This is a genomic window from Burkholderia sp. Bp9140 (genome assembly GCF_003853425.1).
Taxonomy (GTDB): domain Bacteria; phylum Pseudomonadota; class Gammaproteobacteria; order Burkholderiales; family Burkholderiaceae; genus Burkholderia.
The window spans coordinates 44,673-70,231 of record NZ_QTPQ01000002.1; the positions used below are offsets into that span (position 1 = coordinate 44,673).

General features: G+C 66.7%; 21 protein-coding genes. 7 read left to right on the forward strand and 14 right to left on the reverse strand.

What is annotated here, in order from left to right:
- Positions 1–9: 9 nt before the first annotated feature.
- From sdhA to DIE21_RS01845, 4 genes are all read right to left on the reverse strand, one after another.
- Positions 10–1,785: a succinate dehydrogenase flavoprotein subunit gene (sdhA, locus tag DIE21_RS01830; protein WP_124495476.1), complete on the reverse strand. Its 1,776-nt coding sequence runs from the start codon at positions 1,783–1,785 to the stop codon at positions 10–12.
- A gap of 3 nt (positions 1,786–1,788) precedes the next feature.
- Positions 1,789–2,157 carry a succinate dehydrogenase, hydrophobic membrane anchor protein gene (gene sdhD, locus DIE21_RS01835; RefSeq protein ID WP_124495478.1) on the reverse strand — a complete coding sequence of 123 codons (369 nt, stop codon included), beginning with the start codon at positions 2,155–2,157 and terminating at the stop codon, positions 1,789–1,791.
- Positions 2,158–2,161: 4 nt separating this feature from the next.
- On the reverse strand, positions 2,162–2,578 hold the full coding sequence (sdhC, locus tag DIE21_RS01840; protein WP_124495480.1) for a succinate dehydrogenase, cytochrome b556 subunit: 417 nt from the start codon (positions 2,576–2,578) through the stop codon (positions 2,162–2,164).
- 169 nt (positions 2,579–2,747) lie between these two features.
- Positions 2,748–3,572, reverse strand: a complete 825-nt coding sequence (locus tag DIE21_RS01845; RefSeq protein ID WP_124495945.1) for a GntR family transcriptional regulator — start codon at positions 3,570–3,572, stop codon at positions 2,748–2,750.
- Positions 3,573–3,860: 288 nt separating this feature from the next.
- Between DIE21_RS01845 and DIE21_RS01850 the strand changes: the two genes are divergently transcribed.
- The 5 genes from DIE21_RS01850 to acnA all read left to right on the forward strand — a co-directional run bounded on the left by DIE21_RS01850 (position 3,861) and on the right by acnA (position 11,017).
- Positions 3,861–4,847: a malate dehydrogenase gene (locus DIE21_RS01850; protein ID WP_124495482.1), complete on the forward strand. Its 987-nt coding sequence runs from the start codon at positions 3,861–3,863 to the stop codon at positions 4,845–4,847.
- 188 nt (positions 4,848–5,035) lie between these two features.
- Positions 5,036–6,043, forward strand: a complete 1,008-nt coding sequence (locus DIE21_RS01855) for a CoA ester lyase (RefSeq protein ID WP_124495484.1) — start codon at positions 5,036–5,038, stop codon at positions 6,041–6,043.
- 223 nt (positions 6,044–6,266) lie between these two features.
- Positions 6,267–6,773, forward strand: coding sequence for a hypothetical protein (locus DIE21_RS01860; RefSeq protein WP_124495486.1), 507 nt, complete (start codon positions 6,267–6,269; stop codon positions 6,771–6,773).
- A 22-nt stretch (positions 6,774–6,795) separates the two neighbouring features.
- Positions 6,796–8,247, forward strand: a complete 1,452-nt coding sequence (locus tag DIE21_RS01865) for a bifunctional 2-methylcitrate dehydratase/aconitate hydratase (protein WP_124495488.1) — start codon at positions 6,796–6,798, stop codon at positions 8,245–8,247.
- 52 nt (positions 8,248–8,299) lie between these two features.
- Positions 8,300–11,017, forward strand: coding sequence for an aconitate hydratase AcnA (acnA, locus tag DIE21_RS01870; RefSeq protein WP_124495490.1), 2,718 nt, complete (start codon positions 8,300–8,302; stop codon positions 11,015–11,017).
- 142 nt (positions 11,018–11,159) lie between these two features.
- Here the strand turns inward: acnA and DIE21_RS01875 are convergent, their stop codons facing one another.
- From DIE21_RS01875 to DIE21_RS01885, 3 genes are read right to left on the reverse strand one after another with little or no spacing between them, the layout of a single operon-like run.
- Positions 11,160–11,600 carry a DUF1801 domain-containing protein gene (locus tag DIE21_RS01875; RefSeq protein WP_124495492.1) on the reverse strand — a complete coding sequence of 147 codons (441 nt, stop codon included), beginning with the start codon at positions 11,598–11,600 and terminating at the stop codon, positions 11,160–11,162.
- A complete protein-coding gene (locus tag DIE21_RS01880) occupies positions 11,597–12,028 on the reverse strand; it encodes an SRPBCC domain-containing protein (RefSeq protein WP_124495494.1) in 432 nt (143 codons plus the stop codon). The genes DIE21_RS01875 and DIE21_RS01880 overlap by 4 nt, the downstream gene beginning before the upstream one ends.
- Positions 12,025–12,348 (reverse strand): helix-turn-helix transcriptional regulator, encoded by a 324-nt coding sequence (locus tag DIE21_RS01885; RefSeq protein WP_124495496.1) that lies wholly within the window; start codon positions 12,346–12,348, stop codon positions 12,025–12,027. Before DIE21_RS01885 ends, DIE21_RS01880 begins: the two co-directional genes overlap by 4 nt.
- 700 nt (positions 12,349–13,048) lie before the next feature.
- Between DIE21_RS01885 and DIE21_RS01900 the strand changes: the two genes are divergently transcribed.
- Complete coding sequence (locus DIE21_RS01900; protein WP_124495500.1) at positions 13,049–14,788, forward strand: protease pro-enzyme activation domain-containing protein; 1,740 nt, start codon at positions 13,049–13,051, stop codon at positions 14,786–14,788.
- Between the two features lie 93 nt (positions 14,789–14,881).
- Here DIE21_RS01900 and DIE21_RS01905 read toward each other — a convergent pair whose 3' ends face one another.
- The 4 genes from DIE21_RS01905 to DIE21_RS01920 all read right to left on the reverse strand — a co-directional run bounded on the left by DIE21_RS01905 (position 14,882) and on the right by DIE21_RS01920 (position 19,330).
- Positions 14,882–15,718 (reverse strand): ABC transporter permease, encoded by an 837-nt coding sequence (locus DIE21_RS01905; protein WP_040141016.1) that lies wholly within the window; start codon positions 15,716–15,718, stop codon positions 14,882–14,884.
- A 37-nt stretch (positions 15,719–15,755) separates the two neighbouring features.
- Entirely contained in the window at positions 15,756–17,012 is a 1,257-nt protein-coding gene (locus DIE21_RS01910) for an ABC transporter permease (RefSeq protein WP_185642723.1), read from the reverse strand.
- A 102-nt stretch (positions 17,013–17,114) separates the two neighbouring features.
- Positions 17,115–18,161 (reverse strand): ABC transporter substrate-binding protein, encoded by a 1,047-nt coding sequence (locus DIE21_RS01915; protein WP_124495504.1) that lies wholly within the window; start codon positions 18,159–18,161, stop codon positions 17,115–17,117.
- Between the two features lie 77 nt (positions 18,162–18,238).
- Positions 18,239–19,330: an ABC transporter ATP-binding protein gene (locus DIE21_RS01920; protein WP_124495506.1), complete on the reverse strand. Its 1,092-nt coding sequence runs from the start codon at positions 19,328–19,330 to the stop codon at positions 18,239–18,241.
- Between the two features lie 185 nt (positions 19,331–19,515).
- Here DIE21_RS01920 and DIE21_RS01925 point away from each other — a divergent pair, with 185 nt between their 5' ends.
- Positions 19,516–21,033, forward strand: a complete 1,518-nt coding sequence (locus DIE21_RS01925; protein ID WP_124495508.1) for a PLP-dependent aminotransferase family protein — start codon at positions 19,516–19,518, stop codon at positions 21,031–21,033.
- A 9-nt stretch (positions 21,034–21,042) separates the two neighbouring features.
- Here the strand turns inward: DIE21_RS01925 and DIE21_RS01930 are convergent, their stop codons facing one another.
- The 3 genes from DIE21_RS01930 to DIE21_RS01940 all read right to left on the reverse strand — a co-directional run bounded on the left by DIE21_RS01930 (position 21,043) and on the right by DIE21_RS01940 (position 25,529).
- Positions 21,043–22,077 carry a lipase secretion chaperone gene (locus DIE21_RS01930; RefSeq protein WP_124495510.1) on the reverse strand — a complete coding sequence of 345 codons (1,035 nt, stop codon included), beginning with the start codon at positions 22,075–22,077 and terminating at the stop codon, positions 21,043–21,045.
- 3 nt (positions 22,078–22,080) lie between these two features.
- The gene (locus DIE21_RS01935; protein WP_124495512.1) at positions 22,081–23,175 is read right to left on the reverse strand and encodes a triacylglycerol lipase; all 1,095 of its coding nucleotides are present in this window, start codon (positions 23,173–23,175) and stop codon (positions 22,081–22,083) included.
- Between the two features lie 221 nt (positions 23,176–23,396).
- On the reverse strand, positions 23,397–25,529 hold the full coding sequence (locus DIE21_RS01940; RefSeq protein ID WP_124495514.1) for a TonB-dependent copper receptor: 2,133 nt from the start codon (positions 25,527–25,529) through the stop codon (positions 23,397–23,399).
- Positions 25,530–25,559: the final 30 nt, after the last annotated feature.

Below are 25,559 nucleotides of genomic sequence, written 5' to 3' on the forward strand. Positions count from 1 at the left end.
TGACTCGGCTTAGAACGTGCGCGGCTTCGGCGGCACGGAGTCGACCGTCAGCGGCTTCATTTGAACCGGCTTGTAGTCGAGGCGATCGCCTTCGCTGTACCACAGCGTGTGGCGCAGCCAGTTGTCGTCGTCGCGGTGCTCGTAATCGCTGTGCGCGTGCGCGCCACGGCTTTCCTTGCGCGCTTCCGCCGACACCATCGTTGCGCGGGCCACTTCGATCAGGTTCTCCAGCTCGAGCGCTTCGACGCGCGCGGTGTTGAACACCTTCGACTTGTCCTTCAGGTGGATGTTTTCCACGCGTGCCGCCAGGCCGGCCATCTGGTCGACGCCTTCCTTCAGCAGTGCCGACGTGCGGAACACGCCTGCGTGCTTCTGCATCGTCGCGCGGATGTCGTTCGCGATGTCCTGCGTGTACTCGCCCGAGGTCGACTTGTCGAGCTTCGCCAGGCGCGCCAGCGAGAATTCGCCTGCATCGGCCGGCAGCGGCTTGTGTTCCTTCTGGTTCTTCACGTGCTCGACGATGTGGTTGCCGGCCGCACGGCCGAACACCACGAGGTCCAGCAGCGAGTTCGTGCCGAGGCGGTTCGCGCCGTGCACGGACACGCACGAGCATTCGCCCACTGCGTAGAAGCCGTTGACCGGATCCTTGTGACCGCGCGACGTGCCGACGACCTGACCGTGGATGTTGGTCGGGATGCCGCCCATCTGGTAGTGGATCGTCGGGACGACCGGGATCGGTTCCTTGATCGCATCGACGTTCGCGAACTTCAGCGCGATTTCGCGGATCGACGGCAGACGCTTCATGATCGTCTCGGCGCCGATGTGCGACAGGTCGAGCAGCACGTGGTCCTTGTTCGGACCGACGCCGCGGCCTTCCTTGATTTCCTGGTCCATCGAACGCGACACGAAGTCACGCGGCGCCAGGTCCTTCAGCGTCGGTGCGTAGCGTTCCATGAAGCGCTCGCCGTTCGCGTTGCGCAGGATACCGCCTTCGCCGCGCACGCCTTCGGTGATCAGCACGCCCGCGCCGGCCACGCCGGTCGGGTGGAACTGCCAGAACTCCATGTCCTGCAGCGCGATGCCCGAGCGCGCTGCCATGCCGAGGCCGTCGCCGGTGTTGATGAACGCGTTGGTCGACGCCGCGAAGATCCGGCCTGCGCCGCCCGTCGCGAACAGCGTCGTCTTGCCTTCCATGATGTAGACGTCGCCCGTCTCCATCTCGAGGGCCGTCACGCCGAGCACGTCGCCGTCCGCGTCGCGGATCAGGTCGAGCGCCATCCATTCGACGAAGAACTGCGTCTTCGCCTCGACGTTCTGCTGGTACAGCGTGTGCAGCAGCGCGTGACCGGTACGGTCGGCGGCCGCGCAAGCGCGCTGGACCGGCTTCTCGCCGTAGTTCGCGGTGTGCCCGCCGAACGGACGCTGGTAGATCGTGCCGTCCGCGTTACGGTCGAACGGCATGCCGAAGTGTTCGAGTTCGTACACGACGTTCGGTGCTTCGCGGCACATGAACTCGATCGCGTCCTGGTCGCCGAGCCAGTCGGAACCCTTGATCGTGTCGTAGAAGTGGAAGTGCCAGTTGTCTTCGCTCATGTTGCCGAGCGACGCGCCGATGCCGCCCTGTGCGGCCACCGTGTGCGAACGGGTCGGGAACACCTTCGACAGCACGCCGACCGACAGGCCCGCGCGCGACAGTTGCAGCGCTGCGCGCAAGCCCGAGCCGCCCGCGCCGACGATCACCACGTCGAACTTGCGGCGCGGCAGGGAAGTTTTGATTGCAGCCATTCTTTACACTCTCCAGAGAATCTGCGCGGCGTAGCCCGCACATGCGAGCAGCCAGACGATGGTCAGCGATTGCAGCAGCAGGCGCACACCGACGGGCTTCACGTAGTCCATCCAGATGTCGCGCACGCCGACCCATGCGTGGTAGAAGAGGGAAAGCAGCGTCACGAAGGTCGCGAGCTTCATCCATTGCGCGGCGAAGATCGATGCCCAGCCTTCGTACGAGAAGTCATGCGCGCCGAAGAACAGGACGAGCAGAATGACCGTGTAGACCGCCATGATCGTGGCGGTGACGCGCTGCGCGAGCCAGTCGCGCAGGCCGTAGTGAGCGCCGACGACGAGGCGCTTCGAGCCGATTCGGTTGTTGGCTGCCATTTTCTTAGAATGCTCCGAACAGTTTGAGTGCCATGACGATCGTCAGCGCGATCGAGACGACGAAGACGACGACGGCCGTGCGCTTGCCGCCTTCCTTCGTGACGGCGTCGTGGTTGACGTCCATCAGCAGGTGGCGAATGCCGGCGCAGAAATGGTGGAGGAACGCCCAGGACAGCGCGAGGACGATCAGCTTGACGAAGATGTTGGAGAGGAATTGCTTGAAGACTTCGAAGCTGAGCTCGGAGGTCAGGCTCTGGTCGAAGAGGAACAGCAGAAACGGCAGGAACAGGAACAGCAGCGCGCCGCTGACTCGATGGAGAATCGACAAAGTCGCCGCCAGCGGCATGCGATACTTCATCGTGATGTCGGCGAGTCCGATGTTCCGGTATTCCGGCCTCGGTTTTCTTACTGCATCAGTCATGCTAGACCCCTACTATGTTGTCACACTAATCCGCGATTTTAGCGCCTTTTTATATCGCGCTGCAGCGAAAGTCTGCGCTGGATCGTTACGCGAACGGGAATAAAGGCGGCCCGAAACGTGCTACGCGAACGTGGTGACGCGCATGCACGCTGCTTGTGCCGATACGTCGTCAGCTCAAGTCATTCTGATAGTAATACCCGGTTGTGACATACCAGCCGCGCCGCACTTCCACCGGCCGGTCTCCGTATGTATAGGACACGCGCTCGACCGACAGCAATGGAAAACCCGCCGGCACATGCAGCAGGTCGGCCACCGCCGGCTCCGCCGCGACCGCGCGGATCTTCTCCGTCGCGCGGATCATCCGCGTGCCGAACTCCGTCTCGAACATCGCGTAGAGCGGCCCCTTGTACTCGCTCAGCCGCTCGAACGTGAGCCCGCGGAACATCGCGCCCGGCAGCCAGATCTCGTCCAGCACCGTCGCTTCGTTCTCGAACTCCAGCAGCCGGCGCACCTGCACGACCGGATCGGCCGGCTTCAGGTCGAGCTGCCGCGCGATCTCGGCCGGCGCGCGCAGGCGCCGGCATTCGAGCAGGCGGCTCACGTGCGGGTGCTCGGCACCGTCGTCGGCCAGCAGACGCAGGAAGCGGAACTGCGCGCGATCTTCATTGTGCGTTGCAACAAACGTACCCTTGCCCTGCCGCCGGACCACGAGGTTTTCGGCGGCCAGCTCGTCGATCGCCTTGCGAACGGTGCCCTGGCTGACCTTGTAACGGGCCGCGAGCTCCACTTCGCTCGGAATGATCTCGCCCGGCTTCCATTCACCGGATTCGAGACTCTGCGTGATCAATGACTTGATCTGCTGGTATAACGGACTGAAGGTCGGTGACGGCGACGCGGCAGGCGCCGGCGCGGCATCGCCCGCGCCCGGCTGCCCTGGGCCGCCTGCGCCGGTCGGATTCGCGTTGTTCGCCTGGTTCGATGTCATGGCGCGCATTTCATCACAAACCGCGCTTTTCCGTCCACTCAAATTCCGCAAAACATCTGTCTTATATAAGACATATGATACCGTTTGACTTTGGGCCAAACGGCTCCTACACTCCGGGGCGAGCAAGGGTTCGCGGGTGCAAAACGCGTCCCCGGCTACGTGCCACGGCCGTCTCCAGGTTCACCGCGTCTGCCTTTCGCGAGTCCTCCGCCCTGCTTCAATGCAACGCTACGCGTAACGCGCATAGAATGGCGTTTTGCCTAGCGTCCACCGCTTCACCCGTCCTGGAGATTTTCAATGGCTAAGCCCGCAAAGCGCGTTGCCGTCACCGGCGCCGCAGGTCAAATCGCTTACTCCCTGCTGTTCCGCATCGCGAACGGCGACCTGCTCGGCAAGGACCAGCCGGTCATCCTGCAGCTGCTCGACCTCCCGCAAGCCCAAGCCGCCGTCAAAGGCGTCGTGATGGAACTCGACGATTGCGCGTTCCCGCTGCTCGCGGGCGTCGTGATCACCGACGATCCGAAGGTTGCATTCAAGGATGCAGACGTCGCGCTGCTGGTCGGTGCACGTCCGCGCTCGAAGGGCATGGAGCGCAAGGACCTGCTGTCGGCGAACGCCGAGATCTTCACGGTCCAGGGCGCCGCGCTGAACGAAGTCGCGAGCCGCGACGTGAAGGTGCTGGTCGTCGGCAACCCGGCGAACACCAACGCGTACATCGCGATGAAGTCGGCACCGGACCTGCCGAAGAAGAACTTCACGGCGATGCTGCGCCTCGACCACAACCGCGCGCTGTCGCAGCTCGCAGCGAAGTCGGGCAAGCCGGTCGCATCGATCGAGAAGCTCGCCGTGTGGGGCAACCACTCGCCGACGATGTACCCCGACTTCCGCTTCGCGACCGCCGAAGGCGAGTCGCTGCTGACGCTGATCAACGACGACGTGTGGAACCGCGACACGTTCATCCCGACCGTCGGCAAGCGCGGCGCGGCGATCATCGAAGCGCGCGGCCTGTCGTCGGCGGCGTCGGCAGCCAACGCGGCGATCGACCACGTGCGTGACTGGGTTCTCGGCACGAACGGCAAGTGGGTCACGATGGGCATCCCGTCGGACGGCTCGTACGGCATCCCCGAAGACATCATCTACGGCGTGCCCGTCGTGTGCGAAAACGGCGAGTACACGCGCATCGAAGGCCTGGAAATCGACGCGTTCTCGCGCGAGAAGATGGACGGCACGCTGGCCGAGCTGCTCGAAGAGCGCGACGGCGTCGCCCACCTGCTGAAGAACTAAGCAGGCCGCATGGCCGGACCGCCTCCGGGCGGGCCGGTCACGGCACGGGCGGCGGGCCGGCAGCCGGCCCCGCCGCCCGATCCGATCCGATCCGCGCACGTTTTGCCGCTCCAGGCGCCCTGCGCGCCGGCCCAGAACGTGCCCGAATCCGATTTTCTCCACGTTGCCGCCTCCTTGACGTAGAAGAGATGTCCGCGCTCACTCCTGCACAAGTGCTGTACGACGGGGCGTCCCCGCCCGCGATCCTGCCCTCCTGCGATCACTACGCGGGCAGCGAGAAGCTGATGCGCAAGTCGCTCGCGCTCCAGGCCGAACTCGGCCCCGTGTTCGACATCACGCTCGACTGCGAGGACGGCGCGGCCGTCGGCCAGGAAGCCGCGCACGCGCAACTCGTCGCCGAATGCCTCGGCAGCGCCGAGAACCGCTTCGGGCGGGTCGGCGTCCGCATCCACGACTTTTCCCATCCCCACTGGCGCGACGACGTGCGCATCGTGCTGCGCGCCGCGCGCGCACCGGCCTACGTCACGCTGCCGAAGATCGCGAGCGCCGCCGACGCGGCCGAAATGGTCGCATTCATCGAGGGCACGCGCCGCGAGCTCGGCCTCGCGCAGCCGATCCCGGTCGACGTGCTGGTCGAGACGCACGGCGCGCTCGCGCAGGCGGCCGCCCTCGCCGCGCTGCCGCTGGTCGGCACGCTGAGCTTCGGGCTGATGGATTTCGTGTCCGCGCATCACGGCGCGATTCCCGATGCGGCGATGCGTTCGCCCGGCCAGTTCGACCACCCGCTCGTGCGCCGCGCGAAGCTGGAAATCGCCGCGGCCTGCCACGCGCACGGCAAGACGCCGTCGCACAACGTGACGACCGAGGTGCGCGACATGGCGGTCGTCGCCGGCGACGCACGCCGCGCGCGCGACGAGTTCGCGTTCACGCGGATGTGGAGCATCCATCCCGCGCAGATCCGCCCGATCGTCGACGCATTCGCGCCGCGCACCGATGAAGTCGCACTGGCCGCCGAGATCCTGCTGGCCGCGCAGGCCGCCGACTGGGGCCCGACGCGCCACGGCGATACACTGCATGACCGTGCGAGCTACCGCTATTACTGGTCGGTGCTGCGCCGCGCCCGTGCAACCGGCCAGCCGGTGCCGGCCGAGGCCGCGCCGCTGTTCGGCCCGGCCGCCGCCGGAGACGCGCTGTGAGCGCGCGCCGACACACGCATTTCATCGAATCACCGGAGCGTGAACCCGAGACAGGTTTGCGAAACGACAAAAAACGTAACGGAGCCTGAAAACCTGAAATATGCGCGGCCAAATAGGTGAAAATAGCGGCCGCTGCGCGCTTCCGGGGCGCGTGCAGTTTCAAACCGGCCGGCGGCGTCAGTTGCCGGCCCTTGTCAACTGATTTTCGAAAGGTTCTGACTCCATGAAGAAACTCCTGATCGCTACCGCCATCGGCGCGTTGTCCGCCACGATGCTGGTGTCGGCTCCGAGCGCGTTCGCCCAGGATACGGCGACTGCGAAGAAGACGGCCAAGCGCCCGGCGCCGGCCAAGCGCATCGTTCCGCGCAGCAAGAAGGCCCAGGCACGTGCCGCGGCCAAGGTCGATCCGGTGCCGGACGGCGCGGTCAAGTGGGCGTGCAAGGACGGCCTGTCGTTCGACCTCGCCGGCGACATGAAGCGCGACCAGTTGGTCACGGTTCACTGGGCGAAGAAGAACTACAAGCTGCCGCGCCAGACCACGACGACGGGCGCCGACACGTTCTACGATCCGGCCGCCGGCTTCAAGCTGGTCGTGATCCCGAGCAAGGCGATGCTGTTCAGCGATGCGAACGGCGGCGAGCGTCTCGCCGACGAATGCGTGACGCCGGAAATGGCGCAAGGCGGCGCAGCGCCGACGCAATCGAACGAACTGAAGCCGGCAACGAACTAAGCGCGTTCTCCCAGGCCCCTCGATGTCCGCCTCGGTCTCCAACGTCCGCCCCGCTCCGGATTCGGTACTCGTCGATATCGTCGACTACGTGCTGAACCCCGGCATCGACAGCGCGCTCGCGCTGGAGACGGCGCGTCATTGCCTGATCGACACGCTCGGATGTGGACTCGAGGCGCTGTCCTACCCTGCCTGCACCAAGCTGCTCGGCCCCGTCGTGCCCGGCACGATCGTGCCGAACGGCGCGAAGGTGCCCGGCACCTCCTTCCAGCTCGATCCCGTCCAGGCCGCCTTCGACATCGGCGCGATGATCCGCTGGCTGGACTTCAACGACACCTGGCTCGCCGCCGAATGGGGTCACCCGTCCGACAACCTCGGCGGGATCCTGGCGACGGCCGACTGGCTGTCCCGCACGGCCGTCGCGGCCGGCAGGAAGCCGCTTGTCATGCGCGACGTGCTCGTCGCGATGATCCAGGCCCACGAGATCCAGGGCTGCCTCGCACTCGAGAATTCATTCAACGCGGTCGGGCTCGACCATGTGCTGCTCGTGAAGGTCGCGTCGACGGCCGTCGTCGGCCGCCTGCTCGGGCTCACGCGCGACGAGCTGATCAACGCGGTGTCCAACGCGTTCGTCGACGGCCAGGCGCTGCGCACCTACCGCCACGCGCCGAACACCGGTTCGCGCAAGTCGTGGGCGGCAGGCGACGCGACGTCCCGCGCGGTGCGCCTCGCGCTGATCGCGAAAACGGGTGAAATGGGCTACCCGTCGGCGCTCACCGCGAAAACCTGGGGCTTCTACGACGTGCTGTTCGACGGCCAGCCGTTCCGCTTCCAGCGCCCGTACGGCACGTACGTGATGGAGAACGTGCTGTTCAAGATCGCGTTCCCCGCCGAATTCCATGCGCAGACGGCCGCCGAGGCCGCGCTGCAGTTGCACGCCCAGCTCGCCGCGGCGGGCCGCACGACCGACGAGATCAGCCGGATCACGATCCGCACGCACGCGGCCGCGATCCGCATCATCGACAAGCAGGGCCCGCTCGCCAATCCGGCCGACCGCGACCATTGCATCCAGTACATGGTCGCCGTGCCGCTGCTGTTCGGCCGGCTGACCGCGGCCGATTACGAAGACGCGGTCGCCGCCGATCCGCGCATCGACGCGCTGCGCGCGAAAACCGCGTGCGTCGAAGATCCGCAGTTCACGAAGGATTACCATGACCCGGCCAGGCGATCGATCGCGAATGCGCTGACGATCGAGTTCGCGGACGGATCGAAGCTTGCCGAAGTGGCGGTCGAATACCCGATCGGCCATCAGCGACGCCGCGCGGACGGCATCCCGCTCCTGGTCGACAAGTTCCGGACCAACCTCGCCCGCCGCTTTCCGGCCAAGCAGCAACAAGCGATTCTCGACGTGTCGCTGGACCAGGCAAAGCTCGAAGCGATGCCGGTCGATCAGTACGTCGATCTGTATGTGATATAGCCGTCATCTACAGGACACGTTGTTTCCTAGCCTTAAACCCAGGAAAATCACCATGGCCCACAATCTCCACAAGACCCTCAAGGAATTCGACAGCGGTTCCGGCAAAGGCAAGTTCTACTCGCTGCCGCAGCTCGGCAAGGAACTGAAGACGAAGATCGAGCGCCTCCCGGTGTCGATCCGCATCGTGCTCGAGTCCGTGCTGCGCAACTACGACGGCAAGAAGATCACCGAAGAGCACATCGAGCAGCTGGCGAACTGGAAGCCGACCGCGAAGCGCGTCGACGAGATTCCGTTCGTGGTGTCGCGCGTCGTGCTGCAGGACTTCACGGGCGTGCCGCTGCTCGCCGACATCGCGGCCATGCGCGGTGTCGCGGAGCGTTCGGGCAAGAATCCGAAGAAGATCGAGCCGCTGGTCCCGGTCGATCTCGTCGTCGACCACTCGGTCCAGATCGACTACTTCCGCCAGAAGGACGCGCTCGACCTGAACATGAAGCTGGAATTCCAGCGCAACAACGAGCGCTACCAGTTCATGAAGTGGGGCATGCAGGCGTTCGACACGTTCAAGGTCGTGCCGCCGGGCGTCGGCATCGTCCACCAGGTGAACCTCGAGTATCTCGCGCGCGGCGTCCACCAGAAGGCGGACGGCGGCGACGCCGTGTACTACCCGGACACGCTCGTCGGCACGGACAGCCACACGACGATGATCAACGGCATCGGCGTGGTCGGCTGGGGCGTGGGCGGCATCGAGGCTGAAGCCGGCATGCTCGGCCAGCCGGTGTACTTCCTGACGCCGGACGTCGTCGGCGTCGAGCTGAAGGGCAAGCTGCGCGAAGGCGTGACGGCCACCGACCTGGTGCTGACGATCACCGAAATGCTGCGCAAGGAGAAGGTCGTCGGCAAGTTCGTCGAGTTCTTTGGCGAAGGCACGAAGTCGCTGTCGCTGCCGGACCGCGCGACGATCGGCAACATGGCGCCGGAATACGGCGCGACGATGGGCTTCTTCCCGGTCGACGAAAAGACCATCGACTACTTCGAGGGCACGGGCCGCACGAAGGCGGAAATCGCCGCATTCGAGAACTACTTCAAGGCACAGAAGCTGTTCGGCATTCCGAAGGCCGGCGACATCGACTACACGAAGACGGTGACGCTCGACCTGGCAACGGTCGCCCCGTCGCTGGCCGGCCCGAAGCGCCCGCAGGACCGCATCGAGATCGGCAACGTCAAGTCGACGTTCACCGACCTGTTCTCGAAGCCGGTCGCGGAAAACGGCTTCGCGAAGAAGGCGGACGACCTGAACACGCAGTACACGACGAGCAACGGCGTCGACGTGAAGAACGGCGACGTGCTGATCGCCGCGATCACGTCGTGCACGAACACGTCGAACCCGAGCGTGCTGCTGGCCGCCGGCCTGCTCGCGAAGAAGGCCGTCGAAGCCGGCCTCACCGTCGCGCCGCACATCAAGACGTCGCTCGCGCCGGGATCGCGCATCGTCACCGAGTACCTGACGAAGACGGGCCTCTTGCCCTACCTCGCGAAGCTCGGCTTCGAAGTCGCCGCCTACGGTTGCACGACCTGTATCGGCAACGCGGGCGACCTGACGCCGGAACTGAACGAAGCGATCACGAAGAACGACATCGTCGCGGCAGCCGTGCTGTCGGGCAACCGCAACTTCGAAGCGCGTATCCACCCGAACATCCGCGCGAACTTCCTCGCGTCGCCGCCGCTCGTCGTCGCCTACGCGATCGCCGGCAACATCACGCGCGACCTGATGACCGAGCCGGTCGGCAAGGGCAAGGACGGTTACGACATCTACCTCGGCGACATCTGGCCGACGAGCGAGGAAATCCACGCGCTGCTGAAGTTCGCGCTGGACCCGAAGAAGTTCGAGGACAACTACGCGAAGCTGACCAAGAAGGGCGACCTCTGGAGCAAGATCGAGGGCGAAACGGGCCAGGTCTACGACTGGCCGAAGTCGACCTACATCGCCGAGCCGCCGTTCTTCGGCAACGACTTCTCGATGGAGCCGGCCGCCTCGATCCCGACGGTCAAGGGCGCGCGCGCACTGGGCATCTTCGGTGACTCGGTCACGACCGACCACATCAGCCCGGCCGGCTCGATCAAGGAAGACTCGCCGGCAGGCAAGTGGCTGAAGGAGAACGGCGTGCAGAAGGCCGACTTCAACAGCTACGGCTCGCGCCGCGGCAACCACGACGTGATGATGCGCGGCACGTTCGCGAACGTCCGGATCAAGAACCTGATGATCCCGGCGAAGGCAGACGGCACGCGCGTCGAAGGCGGCCTGACGATCCACCAGCCGAGCGGCGAACAGCAGTCGATCTACGATGCGGCCATGCAGTACGTCGCGGCCGACACGCCGACCGTCGTGTTCGCGGGCGAAGAGTACGGCACGGGCTCGTCGCGCGACTGGGCCGCGAAGGGCACGCAGCTGCTCGGCGTGAAGGCCGTGATCGCACGCAGCTTCGAGCGGATCCACCGTTCGAACCTGGTCGGCATGGGCGTGCTGCCGCTGCAGTTCAAGGGCGCGGACAGCATCCAGTCGCTCGGCATCACCGGTGAAGAGACCTACGACATCGAAGGCCTCGGCGACGACTTCAAGCCGCAGCAGGACGTCACGCTCGTGATCCACCGCAACAACGGCGAAACGACCCGCGTGCCGGTGCTGCTGCGCATCGATACGCCGATCGAAGTCGACTACTACAAGCACGGCGGGATCCTGCCGTTCGTGCTGCGCTCGCTGCTCGCAGCGTAAGCGCCCTGCTTTTGCAGGTGCCGCAGCCGCCTCGCGGCGGTTGCGGCCGATTTGGATGCCCGACCTCGTGTCGGGCATTTTTTTGCCTGCTGGCCGGTGGCGGCAGGCCGCCAGCCGGGTGGCGCGCCGGCGCGCCCGTACGTTATGCGGCCTTGTCGCCGCGCGTCGTCGTACCCGCGCCAGCCCGCGCGTTCTTCTTCAGGTGCGCTCGGTTGTAGTCGAGCGCCGCGCGAACGAGGCGCTTCAGCGCCCGCTTGTCGACCTTGTCGCCTTCGAGGAAATCGATTGCGCGTCGCGCATTGCCTTCGAGACCCGCATTGAACAGCCCGTCGGGATCGGGCAGGTGCGCGCCATGCATGAACGTGAGCTTCACCTTGCCCTTGTGCGCGTTCGCGACCGCGATCATCCCGTCGCATTCCCACACCGGGCTGCCCATCCATTTCCATTCCTCGACGATGCCGTCGTCGGCGGCGAGGATCGTCGCGCGCAGTTCGGCGAACGTCTTGCCGCGCCAGTCGGCGATTCCGGCGATCAGTGCGTCGATACGGGCCGATGGCGCCAGCGCCGGGTCGGATGCGCTCATGTGCGGGTCTCCTGGTCTTCATCGGGACGCGCCAGCACCTGTTCGAGCGATGCGAAGAATTGCGCCCACCCGTGCTGCGCACCACGATATGCCTGCTCCTGATCCGTGCGGAATCCGGCCTGCTCCATGCGCAACAGCGTGCCGCGCGGCGTCGGCGCGAGCGTCCATGTGACGACGCTTTCGAGGCCATAAGCGGCCCACGTATAGGACAGCACGCGCTGCGGCTCGATCGTCAGCACCGTGCAGTCGACCGATCCCCAGTCCGCGCGAAAACTGAATGCGCGGCCCGCGACGGGCTCGAAATCGCTCTTCATCAGCCACGCCTCGATCAGGTGCGGTTGCGTGAGCGCGCGCCAGATCTTCTCCGGCGGATGCGACAGTTCCCGTTCGACGACGACGGTACGCGTTTCGGTGGTGGCCTGGTTCATTGATCCATCCTCTTGAGCAGATCTTCGAGAGCGTCGAACCGGTTCTGCCAGAAGCCGGCCATCTGGCTGGTCCAGTCGAGCAACGGAGTCAGCGCCTGCGGCTGCGCGCTGTAGTGCGTCTGCCGGCCTTCGTGACGGTCGCTCACGAGCCCGGCCTGCTTCAGTACGCCCAGATGCTTCGATACCGCCGGCTGCGACACGCCTGCATGGGCCGTCAACGCGGCAACCGTCAGCTCGCCCTCCTCGCACAGCCGCTCGAAGAGCGCGCGGCGCGTCGGATCGGCAAGCGTCCTGAACAGCATGTCGTGAACGTTTTGCATGTTTGAATCCATAACCCGATGGTTATGAATTGAAGGATATCGCCGGATCGACGCGCGTCAAGGAGGAATTTCGCGGGTGACGTCGTTCGATCCCGCGGCATGTCCCGCTCGGCGGCGCGGGCCGAACGCCGGCGAACCGGCTTGCGACGGACCTCGAGCGCGCCCGGGTCGGCGTCATCGCATGAATTCGAGCCTTTCCTCTAATTCGCTCGGTCGGCCTGCGAACCGAAAGCACGCTGCAAGACTCGGCAACGCGCTGTTCCACAGTTCGGGAAACGCTCGCGGTCGACTGGCCCCGTTTTTGTGCATCCGTGCATCCGGACGCCGTCTCGTCGACGCCGCGGCAACGCTTGACCACATAGTGCAACGCGCGGCGCGTCCACACCCGATCGCCGGCAATGCGCTCGCGCGGCGCTTCGCTCCGCCGTCGCGCGCATTCCGCTACCGCAACGAACGAGTCGTGCGTGCAAACGTCGTCGACCGTCGCGCGAGCGCGCCGCGAACCGGTTCCCTTTGCCGGGATCGCTGCTGCATGCAAGAACGGCGCAGCGCATGCGCGCGAGCACACCGATGTCAGAACTGACAGCTATGGAAACTGGCAGCTACCTGAACGGCATCGACGCCCTACGCTCGTCACCGCTCGCGGCCCCACAAGGGCCGGGAGTTCCAGCAACGTCGTCTCTCCTCAAAAGGACTCCCGATGAAAAGGAACGCCTGGTTTGCCCTGCCCCTTCCGTCGCTCCGCCGCCTTGCGTGCGCGGTACCGCTCGTGTTCGCCGCCGCTGCGGCACATGCGACAACGGACTGGGTCGACACCCACACGAAGGCCTTTCTGACCGGCCCGCAGTTGATGGCGCGCAGCGCGGCGCCGTCGCTCGAACTCGCGGCCGGCGAGACGGCGGACATCGTCGTCAGCCTGAAGCTGCGCAACGCCGCGCAGCTCAAGCAGTTCGCGCACGACGTGAACCGGCCCGGCAATGCGCATTACCGCCAGTACCTCACGCACGAACAGTTCCTCGCCGGCTATGCGCCGACCGAGGCGCAGGTAAAGCCGGTCGTCGACTATCTGCGCAAGAGCGGCTTCGTGAACATCGAGGTCGCGCCGAACCGGCTGCTGGTGTCCGCGCGCGGCACGGCCGGTACGGTGAAGACCGCGTTCAACACGTCGCTCGTGCATTTCCAGTACGCGGGCCGCGCGGGCTTCGCGAACGCGTCGACCGCGCAAGTGCCGCGTGCGCTCGGCGACGTCGTCGGCTCGGTGCTCGGGCTGCAGAACGTCGCGCGCGCACGGCCGATGCTGCGCATCGGCAACGTCGCGAAACCGCAGGCGCTGGCGGCCGGCACGGCCACCGGCCACTATCCGAAGGAATTCCCGGGCCTCTACAACGCGACCGGCGTGCCGACCGCGGCCGGCGTGACGGTCGGGATCATCACGATCGGCGGCGTGTCGCAGACGCTGCAGGACCTGAAGCAGTTCACGTCGAGCAATGGTTACGGCACGGTCGCGACCCAGACCGTGAAGACCAACGGCACCGGCACGACCGGCAGCTACAGCGACGACCAGGACGGCCAGGGCGAATGGGATCTGGACAGCCAGTCGATTGTCGGCTCGGCCGGCGGCCAGGTCGGCAAGCTCGTGTTCTACATGGCGGACCTGAACGCCGCCGGCAACACGGGGCTCACGCAGGCGTTCAACCGCGCGGTGTCGGACAACACCGCGAAGGTGATCAACGTGTCGCTCGGCTGGTGCGAGACCGATGCGAACGCGGACGGCACGCTCGACGCCGAAGAGCAGATCTTCACGACCGCCGCCGCGCAAGGCCAGACCTTCTCGGTGTCGTCGGGCGACGAAGGCGTGTACGAGTGCAATAACCGCGGCTATCCGGACGGCGCGAACTACACGGTGTCGTGGCCGGCCGCGTCGCCGCACGTGCTCGCGATCGGCGGCACGACGCTGTACACCACGTCGGCGGGTGCGTTCTCGAACGAAACCGTATGGAACGAGGGCCTCGACGGCAACGGCAAGCTGTGGGCGACGGGCGGCGGCGTCAGCACGATCCTGCCGGCGCCATCATGGCAGTCGGGCGGCAACCGCCAGTTGCCCGACGTGTCGTTCGATGCCGCTCAAAGCACGGGGGCGTACATCTATAACTACGGCCAGTTGCAGCAGATCGGCGGCACGAGCCTCGCCGCACCGATCTTCACCGGCTTCTGGGCGCGCCTGCTCGCGGCGAACGGCACGGGCCTCGGTTTCCCGGCCGGCAACTTCTATGCGGATATTCCGGCAAACCCGTCGCTCGTGCGCTATGACGTCGTATCGGGGAACAACGGCTATCAGGGGTACGGCTACAAGGCTGGCACCAGCTGGGATCTGACGACCGGCTTCGGCAGCCTGAACATCGCGAACCTCAACAAGCTGATCCAGACGGGCGGCTTCTGAGCGTGACAAGCAAGCCGGCGCGCGCGGCAACGGCCTCGCGCGCCGGCTTGCGAATCGTATACCGCACGCGCGACGGTCCCGCCCCGTGCCGCGTCACGACACCGCGCGCCGTGCGTTGCGTCCGCGCAGCCATTCGAGCGCAAGCAGCAGGCTCGTCGAGAAAATGATCAGGATCGTCGCGAGCGCGGCGATCGTCGGGCTGATGTTCTCGCGGATGCCGGTGAACATCTGGCGCGGCAGCGTCGTCTGGTCCGCGCCCGCGAGGAACAGCGTGACGACGACTTCGTCGAACGACGTCGCGAATGCGAACAGCGCACCCGACATCACGCCCGGCGCGATCACCGGCAGCGTCACGCGGAAGAACGTCGTGACGGGATTCGCGCCGAGCGACAGGCTCGCACGCACCAGGTTCTGGTTGAAGCCCTGCAGCGTCGCGGCGACCGTCGTCACGACGAACGGCACGCCGAGCGCCGCGTGCGCGGCGATCAGCCCGGTATAGGTGTTCGCGAGCCCGAGCGGCGCGAAGAACAGGTACATGCCGACGCCGACCACGACGACGGGCACGATCATCGGCGACAGCAGCACGGCCATCAGCAGCCCCTTGCCGCGGAAGTCCGCCTTCGTCAGGCCGATCGCGGCGAGCGTGCCGAGCACGGTCGCGACGACGGTCGCCGACGGCGCGACGATGAAGCTGTTCTTCGCGGCCATCCGCCACTCGTCCGACGCGATCAGGTTCTCGTACCAGCGCGTCGAGAAGCCCGGGATCGGATAGACGAGGAACGTGCTCGACGAAAACGACAGCGGCACGATCGCGAGCACCGGCAGGATCAGGTACAGCAGCGTCAGCACGACGAGCACGCGCAGCGCGACATACCACGCGCGCTCGACGAACGACATGTGCGGCGCGAACAGCGGCCTGGCGAGTTTCATGGTCCGAATCCCCTTCCCGTTTCCCTGTGCCCGGCGCTCAGCCGAGGCTCACGTTGGTGCGCGTGAAGCGCCCGTACACCGCATAGAGCACGAGCGTCGCCGCGAGCAGCAGCCCGCCGAGCGCGCACGCCATGCCCCAGTTGATCGTCACGTTCGTGAAGTACGCGACGTAGTAGCTGACCATCTGGTCGTTCGGCCCGCCGAGCAGCGCGGGCGTGATGTAGTAACCGATCGCGAGGATGAACACGAGCAGCGCACCCGCGCCGACGCCCGGATAGGTCTGCGGCACGTACACGCGCCAGAACGCGGCGAACGGATGGCTGCCGAGCGACACGGCCGCGCGCTGGTAGGTCGACGGGATCGACTTCATCACACTGTAGAGCGGCAGGATCATGAACGGCAGCAGGATGTGCGTCATCGAGATGTACACGCCGACGCGGTTGAACAGCAGCGTCAGCGGATGCGAGATCAGCCCGCTGCCGATCAGCGCCTTGTTCACGAGCCCTTCGCTCTGCAACAGCACGATCCATGCGGCGACGCGCACCAGCACCGAGGTCCAGAACGGAATCAGCACGAGGATCATCACGAGGTTCGCGCGGCGCTCCGACAGCGTCGAGATCCAGTACGCGAGTGGATAGCCGAGCAACAGCGCGAACAGCGTGACCGCGACGCCGATCACGAACGTGCGGCCGAAGATCGCGAGATAGATCGACTGGTCGGGATCGGCCTGCATGATCTGGCCGAAGCCGTCCTGCTTGTGATCGAGCGCGGCGAGCAGGTAGAACGGCGACACCTGGCTGCCGTTCTTCGCGATCGCCTGCCAGTACGCGATGTCGCCCCAGCGCGAATCGAGGTCGATCAGTTTCGTGCGCGTCTGGGCAGGCGTCGGCGCGGCATCGTTGTCGCCCTTCAGCGGCATCGCACGCGCCGTCTTCGCGACGAGCGAGCGATAGCCGGGAATCTCGGTGTTCAGGCGTCGCGCGAGCGCGCCCATCGCCTCGCTGTCGGCGACCTTCGCCATGTCGGCCGCGAGCGCGACATACGCGGCGTCGGCCGGCGGTGCCTTGCGGTCCCAGCCCGACAGCGCGGCGACCGTATTCGGCAGCGCGGTCGCGATCTCGGGGTTCTGCACCGCGCGCGTGAGCAGCGTGCCGATCGGCACGACGAAGATGAGCAGCAGGAAGATCGCGAGCGGCGCGACCAGCAGCAACGCCATCGTCCGCTTGCGGGCCTCGGCGGCCTTCAGCTCGCGCTTGAGCGCGGCTGTCGACGGCGAGGAAGGAGCGATCGTCATCGTGTTCAACGGTTCTCTCCGGCCGGGCTCGATCCGGCGGAATGCCGCGCGACGCGTTCGGCGCGCCGCGCGGCAGGTTGCATCAGGACACCTGAACGGCTGTTACTTCGTCGCCCACGCGGCGAAGCGCTGCTCGAGTTCGTCGCTGTGGTCGGTCCAGAAGCCGATGTCCTCCAGCACCGCGTTCTTGCCGTTGGCCGGCGAGTTCGGCAGGTTCGCGAGCGTCTTTGCGTCGAGCGACTTGATCGCCGCGACGTTCGCGGGGCCGTACGCGATGTGCTGTGCATACGCCTGCTGCGGCTTCGGCGTCAGCGAATACGCAATGTATTGCTCGGCCAGCGCCTTGTTCGGCGAGCCCTTCGGAATCGCCCAGTAGTCGAGGTCGTAGATGCTGCCGTTCCACACGACCTTCAGGTTCTTGCCTTCCTTCTGCGCGGCGTCGATGCGGCCGTTATACGCGGTCGACATCACGACGTCGCCGGCCACCAGGAACTGCGGCGGCTGCGCGCCCGCCTCCCACCACTGGATGTACGGCTTCAGCTCGTCGAGCTTCTTGAACGCGCGGTCCTGGCCGGCCTTCGTGCCGAGCACCTTGTACACGTCCTTGGTCGGGACGCCGTCGGCCATCAGCGCGAACTCGAGGTTGTAGCGCGCGCCCTTGCGCATCCCGCGCTTGCCGGGGAATTTCTTCACGTTCCAGAAATCGGCCCAGCCGGTCGGCGCGCTCTTCAGCTTGTCCGCGTTGTAGGACAGCGCGGTCGACCACACGAAGAAGCCGACGCCGCACACTTGCGGCGCTTCCGGAATCAGGTCGGACTTCTTCGCGATCTTCGACCAGTCGAGCTTCTCGTACAGCCCTTCGTCGCAGCCGCGGTTCAGGTCGCCCGATTCGACTTCGACCACGTCCCAGTTGACGTGCTTCGCCTCGACCATCGCCTTCACTTTCGCCTGCTCGCCGTTGTACTCGACGGCCGTGACCTTGTTGCCGGTCGCCTTCTCGAACGGCTGGTTGAACGCGGCCTTCTGCGCATCGCCGTTCGCGCCGCCGAAGTTGACGACCGTGAGTTCGGCCGCCGCGGCCGATGCGCCGACGACGGCGAGCGCCAGTGCGAGCGCGGTGCGACGCGCGGTAGAGCTTGTTCCGTTCATGGTGGTTCCTCTCCTCTCGTGGTGGAAGTGGGCAGTTGTTGTTGACGACGTGCTGCGGAAAATCGGGAAAACCTGCGTCACGCGAACACGCGCAGGTGCTCGGGCGCGAATGCGAGCGATACCGGCGCACCGGGCGAGAACGCGTCGAGCGCACCCGTGCCGAGCGGCACCTTCACGAAGCATTCGTCCTGGCCCGGCAGCGCGCAGCGCATGCGCACGTGATCGCCGAAATAGATCAGGCTGCGCGCCTCGCCGGTCACGCGGTTGGCGGTGCCGTTCGCGTGACCGTTCGCAAGGCTCATGCGTTCGGGGCGGATGCAGGCGACGGCCTGCGCGCCTTCGGACGCGTCGCCGATGCGGCGCCCGACGAGCTGCGTGCCGTCGTCGAGCCGGAATTCGCAGAATTCGCCGTCGACGCGCGCGATGGTGCCGCGCAGCCGGTTGCTGTCGCCGATGAAGTTCGCGACGAATTCGTTGCACGGCGATTCGTACAGGCGGTCGACGGTATCGAGCTGCTGCACGATGCCCTTGTCGAACACGGCGACGCGATCGGACATCGTCAGCGCCTCGCCCTGGTCGTGCGTCACGTAGACGAAGGTCACGCCGAGCTTCTCGTGCAGCGCCTTGAGTTCGTATTGCATGTGTTCGCGCAACTGCTTGTCGAGCGCGCCGAGCGGCTCGTCCATCAGCACGAGCTTCGGCTCGAACACGAGTGCACGCGCGAGCGCGATGCGCTGCTGCTGGCCACCCGACAATTGCGCCGGATAGCGCTTGGCGAAGCGTTCCATCTGCACCATCTTCAGTGCATGCGCGACGCGCTCCGCGCGCTCGGCTGCCGACAGCTTGCGCACCGTCAGCGGATACGCGACGTTCTGCTCGACCGTCAGGTGCGGAAACAGCGCGTAGTTCTGGAACACCATGCCGATATTGCGCTTGTGCGGCGGCACGGTATTCAGCAGCTCGCCGTCGAGGCGGATCTCGCCGCCCGTCGGGAACTCGAAGCCCGCCAGCATCATCAGGCAGGTGGTCTTGCCCGAGCCGGACGGCCCGAGCAGCGTCAGGAATTCCCCTCGGTGGATATCGAGGTCGAGCGATTTGACGACCAGCGTCTCGCCGTCATAGGTCTTCCGCACGCCGCGAAAGCTGACGATCACATCATCGGACTTCATCGTGGCTGTCCCCTTCCTGCGCGACAAACGTTGTGAATGCCCCCAAACCTGTCGCTACGCGACAGGCCCCCCAAGGGGGTCAAGAAAACTTGGGGCGGCCCGGCGTTTTCTTGAGATGCGAGTCACTATACGGTGCTCACGGTTCTATACTAGGGAACCATTTCAATATTCCTAGTAGGACCACTTTGGATACCGTGATCCTCGCCGACTGGCTCTCCGCCCGTCTCGACCGCAGTTCGTCCGAGCCGATGTACCGGCAACTGCTGCAACAGATGCAGCAGGCCATCCTGACCGGTGAATTAGGGCCAGGTACAAAACTTCCGAGTTCGCGCACGCTGGCGGCCGACCTGTCGATCGCGCGCAATACCGTGCTGCACGTGTACGACCAGCTGACGGCCGAAGGCTATGTGCTGACGACGACGGGCAGCGGCACCTACGTGGCCGACACGCGCCCGGACACTGCCGCGATCCGCGTGCCGGGGGCCGCGCCACCGCCTGCCGGTGCGGCGCCGCTGCCGGACGCGCAGGGCGGCCTGTCAATGCGCGGACGGCAGCTGATCGAGCATGCGGGCGTGTCACGGCGCCAGTGGGGCGCGTTCATGCCGGGCGTGCCGGATGTGTCGGAATTCCCGAGCCGCACCTGGAGCCGCCTGCAGGCGCGACTGTGGAAGGAAGCGAATCCCGAGTTGCTGACCTATGCGCCGGGCGGCGGCTACCGGCCGCTGCGCCGCGCGCTCGCCGACTACCTGCGCGTCGCGCGCTCGGTCAAATGCTCGCCGGACCAGGTGATCATCACGACCGGCATCCACCAGTCGATCGACCTCGCGGTGCGGCTGCTGTCCGACATCGGCGATCGCGCGTGGGTCGAGGAGCCATGCTACTGGGGCGTGCGCAGCGTGCTGCAGGCCACCGGCCTCACGCTCACGCCGGTGCCGGTCGACCAGGAAGGCATCGATCCGAGCGCGGGCGACATGCAGCATCCGCCGCGGCTCGTGCTCGTCACGCCGTCGCACCAGTATCCGCTCGGGATGGTGATGAGCCTTGCGCGACGCCGGATGCTGCTCGAATACGCACGCCAGCACCGCTGCTGGATCATCGAGGACGACTACGACAGCGAATTCCGCTACGGCAGCCGCCCGCTCGCGTCGCTGCAGGGGCTCGACGACGGCGGCCGCGTGATCTACGTCGGCAGTCTCGGCAAGATGCTGTTCCCGGGCCTGCGGATGGGCTACATGGTCGTGCCCGAGCATCTGGTCGACACGTTCCGGACCGGGCTGTCGGAGCTGTATCGCGAGGGCCAGCTGATGCAGCAGGCCGTGCTCGCCGAATTCATCATGGACGGGCACCTGACTTCGCACGTCAGACGGATGCGCACGCTGTACGGCGAACGCCGGCAATTGCTGATCGATGCGATCCATGCGCGTTTCGGCGACGTGCTGCCCGTGATGGGCGACGAGGCCGGCCTGCATCTGGTGCTCGGCCTGCCCGACACGTGCGACGATCGCGCGGTCACGCAAAGCGCATTCGACGCAGGCGTGATCGTGCGCCCGCTGACCAGCTACTACAGCCGGCTGGACACCGCGCGGCGCGGGCTGCTGCTCGGCTATGCATGCGTCGCGCACGAAGGCATCGGCCCCGCGTTCGACACGCTCGCGGCAACCATCGAGCGGCATCTGCCGCGGCACTTCACGCGCGCGGCATGACCGCGTGCGTCATTGCGCGGCAACCGCGCCGCGGTCGAGCGACGCCGCGCGCACCGCTTCGCCGGGCTTCGTGAACATGCGGCGCCGCAGCGCGGCGATCTGCGTGTCGCGATCCTGCGGCGACAGCCCGGCCGCATCGATCTGCGCGCGCTGCGCCGCATAGTCGGCGTAGCGGCTCTGCCACGACGCGTCGTCCTGCTGCATCTGCGCGACGCGCGCGGCGGCCTCGGGGCCGAGCGTCTGCGTGAGTTGCGCACGCATCGCGTCGGGTGTCGCCCCGCTCTTCTGCAATTGCGCGATCTGGTCGATCGCCGCCTGCTGCCGGTCGGCCTTCTGCCGTGCCGCGCGTTCGTCGGCCGGCATCTGCTGCGCGAGCGCCGCGAGCTGCTCCGCCTTCTGCGCGTCCGTCAGCGTGCGGTCCTGCGCAATCTTCAGCCGTGCGAGATCGTAGCGCTGCCGCCACTGCTCGGCACCGAAGAACTGCTGGCTCCAGTCGCCGAGCGTCCGGTGTGCAATCGACGCACGCTGGTCGAGCGCGCGCTGCAGCGCACCGAGGTCGGACTTGTCGACCGCGCCCGCCTCGGACAGCTTTGCGAGCGCGTCGAGATACGCGCGATAGCGATGCCAGACGTCCAGCGCTTCGGGCTGTGCCACCGTGCCGTCGAGCTGCGCGGCGATCTCGCGCACGACGAGCGCATCGAGCGCCGTCGCGCTCAGGTCGCTCCGCGCGGTCAGGCAGTAGTCGAAGAAATCGCGCACCGCGCGCGACTTCGCGAGATGGCCACCGGCATCGAGCGGCAGCCGCGGCGCACTGGAACCGGCGAGCGGCGGCGGCAGGCCCGCGCTCGCCGGCACCGCGGCCTGCGGCGGCGCAGCGGTTGCACCGCCGAGCGGCGCGGCATCGGCCGACGTGCGCACCGCGTCGGCACCGCGATGCGATGCCGCGCCGCTCCAGATCGCGACGCCGGCGATCGCCGCCAGCCCCACCGTGCCGTAGACCGCAACGCGCCGCGCGAGCGGCGCGCGTCCTTCACGTGCCGTCATCGATCACACGCCCGCGAGCTGCAGCCGGTTCGCATGCGTGCGGATCACCGCGACCGGATCTTCCGCATATGCACCACGCACGCCGAGCAATTGATTGATTTCGTCGAGATGGTTCCACTTGTAGCTCGTGCCCAGCACCTGCCCGTACAGCGCGCTGCACTTCGACACGAGCCCGTCGTTCTGGCCCGAGCCGCGATTGATCATCACCGTGCCAGTGCCGAACAACGCAAGCGTCGACAGGTCGAGCGCGTTCGCCGGATCGATCAGCGGAATCGTGCTGGTGTCCGTCGCGCCCGTGACACCGAATGCGGAAATGGTTGGCTGGATCGCCGTGCCGGCCCACGAATACAGCAGGTGCGTATTGCCGCCGACGGTTTCGGTCGGCGCGCCCGTCTGGCAACTTCCCGGCGCGCCGAGGCCGGCGCTCGGATAGTTCTGGTTGTACGTGGCGGCCTGGGAAGTCGTCAGCGTCTTCAGCGCGGCGAGCGCGTCCTGGTTCGTGTTGTTGCTGCTGCTCGTCAGGATGCCGAATACATTGACGAACGCAGCGATCACCGACGACGACAGTCCGGTCGGATCGTAGGCGAGCACGCTCTGCACGAAATCGGCGAACTCCGAGCCGCGATGCGGCGTGCCGATCGTCGTCACCGACGCGACGAGTTCGGGTGCGACGGCCGCGACATAGCGCGACGTGAGGCCGCCCTGGCTGTGACCGACCAGGTTCACCTTGGTCGCGCCGCTCGCGGCGAGCACCGTCTTCACGTAAGCGAGCAGCTGTTCGCCGCGCCCGTCCGGCCCGTCGTCGCTCTGGAACCCCGACAGGTTCGCGACGTAGACGGTCGCGCCGTGCTGCTGCAGGTCCTCCTGGATGCCATACCAGTACTCGAGCACGCCCGCGTACTTGTCGGTGCCGGTGAGCCCGTGCACGAGGATGATCGGATAACGCGTCGCCGTGTAGTTGTCCGCCGGCGCGGTTGCCGCCAGCGCCGCGTGCGTCGTCGCGAGCGTCATCAGCGCGGTCGTCCCCGCGAACGGCGCGACGCTCATCGCGCATGCCACTGCCCCTGCCACCACCCTGGAACGCATCGATCTGGCCATGCATGTTCTCCTGATTATTGTGCTGCCGGTGCGAATGAGATCGGATCGACGCGCACGCTGCGCCGCTGGCACCGTGGACGTCGAATGCGGGAGTGAATCACGAGTCGCGAACGTTTGCGCCCTGACTAGATACGGTTCTCTAATCGGTTGACGCGCCCCGCCCGTTCGGGCGGGGCCGCATTCATGCGCGCGCATGCTGCATCGCACACGCCCGTTGCGCGCTACAGCTTCGCGCTCACGCGCAGCCATGCCGTGCGCCCCGGCTCCATCACCGGCGCGTTCGCCGGATAGCCGAAGCCCGCGTTGCCGGCGAGGTTCAGGTGCTCCGCATAGGCCTTGTCCAGCACGTTGTCGACGCCGACCGAGATCTGCACCTTCTTGCTGACGTTGTACTGCGCATGCAGCGACAGCACGCCGAATCCGGCGCTCGGACCGAAGTCCTTGCCGACCACGTTGCCCTCGTTCAGGGCATAGCGATGCTGCGGCGCAACGATCCGCCACAAACCGCCGGCCGACCATGCGCCGCGCGTGTACTCGAGCCCGAAGCGTGCCTCGAGCGGCGGCATCTGCGGCAACGGATCGCCGCTCGTCGCGTTGCGCCCCCATGCATACGCAAGCGACGTCTCGACGCGCAGCGGTCCGACCGGCCGCCACGACACGCCGGCTTCGCCGCCCATGATCTGCGCGTTGACGTTGGTCGCCTGCGTGGTCGGCCCCATCATCCCGGCTGCGTAGTGGAACAGGATGTAGTCCTGCACATAGCCCGCGTAAGCCGACACCCAAGCATCGAAACGGTCGCTCTTGTACTGCGCGCCGATGTCGAGCTGCGTGGTCTTCTCCGGCTGCACCGCCGAGAACGCATTGACCGAACCGGCCGGCCCGCGCTTCGCGGAGAACAGCTCCCAGTAGTCGGGATAGCGTTGCGCGTGGCCGATCCCCGCGTACCAGGTGACCGGCAGCGACGCGAGATCGCGCTCGTAGCGCACGAAGCCGCTCGGCAGCACGCGCGCGCGATCGTCGTCGAAGGTCGGATTCGGCTTGCTCGCCATCATCGTGCGCGTCGTCGCACGCTTGTCGCGCGCGCTCGCGTAGTCGACCCGCGCGCCGCCCATCACGCGCGACGCATCGCTCGCGTACCACGTCAGCTCGCCGAACGCGCCCGCGTTCCACATCGTCGCCTGCGCGTTCCACGGCTGGTCGCCATAGTTCTGCCGCCCCATCGCCGAGCGCGCGTCGAGCCGGTTCGACTGCGCGTCGACGCCGGTCACGAGCTTGAAGTCGTCGCCGAAGCGGAACGTCGCCGCGGCCCGCGCGCCAAGCGTGCGGCGCCGTACCTCGGAGGCCATCGGCATCGGCATGCTGCCGGTCGGGTCGGGCCGCCGCAGCGTGGTGTTGTCCATCACGTGATCGGCTTCGTTGTAGTACACGCGCGCCTCGATCCGGTCGAGCACGTCGCCGAGATGCCGCTTGTCGAGCGACAGGCCGAACGTCTCGCGGCGGAAATGCGCGCCGTCCATCCCGCGCCCCGCGTAGCGCGCATAACCGTCACCGGTGCCCGCCGTCAGTTCGACGCGCGTGTGCTCGTCGGGCGTCCAGCCGAGCGCCGCGTCCGCATTCCACTTGTCCCATTGCGACGGCACGGTGTTGCCGTTGCCGTCCTGGTAGTCCTGCGCGTGCGCGTGGTTCGCGATCACGCGGCCGTAGACGTCCGGCGTGCCGGCCGTCACGTCGACGTTCTGGTCGTTGCGGCCGAACGACCCGCCGACCAGGCTGCCGTCGAAACGCGTGCCGGGGCGCTCGAAACGCGGCGTCGCGCGTTCGAACAGCACGGTGCCGGCCGATGCGCCGGGGCCGTACAGCACGGTCTGCGGGCCCTTCACGACCGTGACCTTGTCATAGCTCTCCGGCGCGATATACGAGGTCGGCGCATCCATCCGGTTCGGGCATGCGCCGAGCGTCGGCATCCCGTTCGCGAGAATGTTCAGCCGCGACCCGAACATGCCGCGCAGCACGGGGTCGCCGTTGGTCCCGCCGCTGCGGATCGACGTGAAGCCGGGAATCGTCTTCAGGTAGTCGGCGCCGTCGCTCGCCGGCAGCGGCTGGCGCGGCGTCTTCGGATCCGTGACGACGACGAGCGGCGTCGTCAGCGGCGACGCGACGACTTCGACGGGCGGCAGCAGCACGGCTGCGTCGTCCGTCGGCGCGCCGGCCGCACGCGCGGATTCGGTCGCGGCCGCCGCCGCGGTCATCGCGCCGACGGCCAGCGCGGGAACGGTGAGTTTCAGCATGCGCGGCACGCGCCGCGCACCGGAATGGCGCGACGCCCTCGGCGCGCGCAAGGAAAGGATGGTCATGATCGAAAGCCCGAGTGACGCCCTCCACAC

Excerpts from the sequence above, each read along its gene's own strand:
- sdhA (WP_124495476.1), bottom strand. The coding sequence starts at position 1,785 with ATGGCTGCAATCAAAACTTCCCTGCCGCGCCGCAAGTTCGACGTGGTG.
- sdhD (WP_124495478.1), bottom strand. The coding sequence starts at position 2,157 with ATGGCAGCCAACAACCGAATCGGCTCGAAGCGCCTCGTCGTCGGCGCT.
- sdhC (WP_124495480.1), bottom strand. The coding sequence starts at position 2,578 with ATGACTGATGCAGTAAGAAAACCGAGGCCGGAATACCGGAACATCGGA.
- DIE21_RS01845 (WP_124495945.1), bottom strand. The coding sequence starts at position 3,572 with ATGCGCGCCATGACATCGAACCAGGCGAACAACGCGAATCCGACCGGC.
- DIE21_RS01850 (WP_124495482.1), top strand. The coding sequence starts at position 3,861 with ATGGCTAAGCCCGCAAAGCGCGTTGCCGTCACCGGCGCCGCAGGTCAA.
- DIE21_RS01855 (WP_124495484.1), top strand. The coding sequence starts at position 5,036 with ATGTCCGCGCTCACTCCTGCACAAGTGCTGTACGACGGGGCGTCCCCG.
- DIE21_RS01860 (WP_124495486.1), top strand. The coding sequence starts at position 6,267 with ATGAAGAAACTCCTGATCGCTACCGCCATCGGCGCGTTGTCCGCCACG.
- DIE21_RS01865 (WP_124495488.1), top strand. The coding sequence starts at position 6,796 with ATGTCCGCCTCGGTCTCCAACGTCCGCCCCGCTCCGGATTCGGTACTC.
- acnA (WP_124495490.1), top strand. The coding sequence starts at position 8,300 with ATGGCCCACAATCTCCACAAGACCCTCAAGGAATTCGACAGCGGTTCC.
- DIE21_RS01875 (WP_124495492.1), bottom strand. The coding sequence starts at position 11,600 with ATGAGCGCATCCGACCCGGCGCTGGCGCCATCGGCCCGTATCGACGCA.
- DIE21_RS01880 (WP_124495494.1), bottom strand. The coding sequence starts at position 12,028 with ATGAACCAGGCCACCACCGAAACGCGTACCGTCGTCGTCGAACGGGAA.
- DIE21_RS01885 (WP_124495496.1), bottom strand. The coding sequence starts at position 12,348 with ATGCAAAACGTTCACGACATGCTGTTCAGGACGCTTGCCGATCCGACG.
- DIE21_RS01900 (WP_124495500.1), top strand. The coding sequence starts at position 13,049 with ATGAAAAGGAACGCCTGGTTTGCCCTGCCCCTTCCGTCGCTCCGCCGC.
- DIE21_RS01905 (WP_040141016.1), bottom strand. The coding sequence starts at position 15,718 with ATGAAACTCGCCAGGCCGCTGTTCGCGCCGCACATGTCGTTCGTCGAG.
- DIE21_RS01910 (WP_185642723.1), bottom strand. The coding sequence starts at position 17,012 with ATGACGATCGCTCCTTCCTCGCCGTCGACAGCCGCGCTCAAGCGCGAG.
- DIE21_RS01915 (WP_124495504.1), bottom strand. The coding sequence starts at position 18,161 with ATGAACGGAACAAGCTCTACCGCGCGTCGCACCGCGCTCGCACTGGCG.
- DIE21_RS01920 (WP_124495506.1), bottom strand. The coding sequence starts at position 19,330 with ATGAAGTCCGATGATGTGATCGTCAGCTTTCGCGGCGTGCGGAAGACC.
- DIE21_RS01930 (WP_124495510.1), bottom strand. The coding sequence starts at position 22,077 with ATGACGGCACGTGAAGGACGCGCGCCGCTCGCGCGGCGCGTTGCGGTC.
- DIE21_RS01935 (WP_124495512.1), bottom strand. The coding sequence starts at position 23,175 with ATGGCCAGATCGATGCGTTCCAGGGTGGTGGCAGGGGCAGTGGCATGC.
- DIE21_RS01940 (WP_124495514.1), bottom strand. The coding sequence starts at position 25,529 with ATGACCATCCTTTCCTTGCGCGCGCCGAGGGCGTCGCGCCATTCCGGT.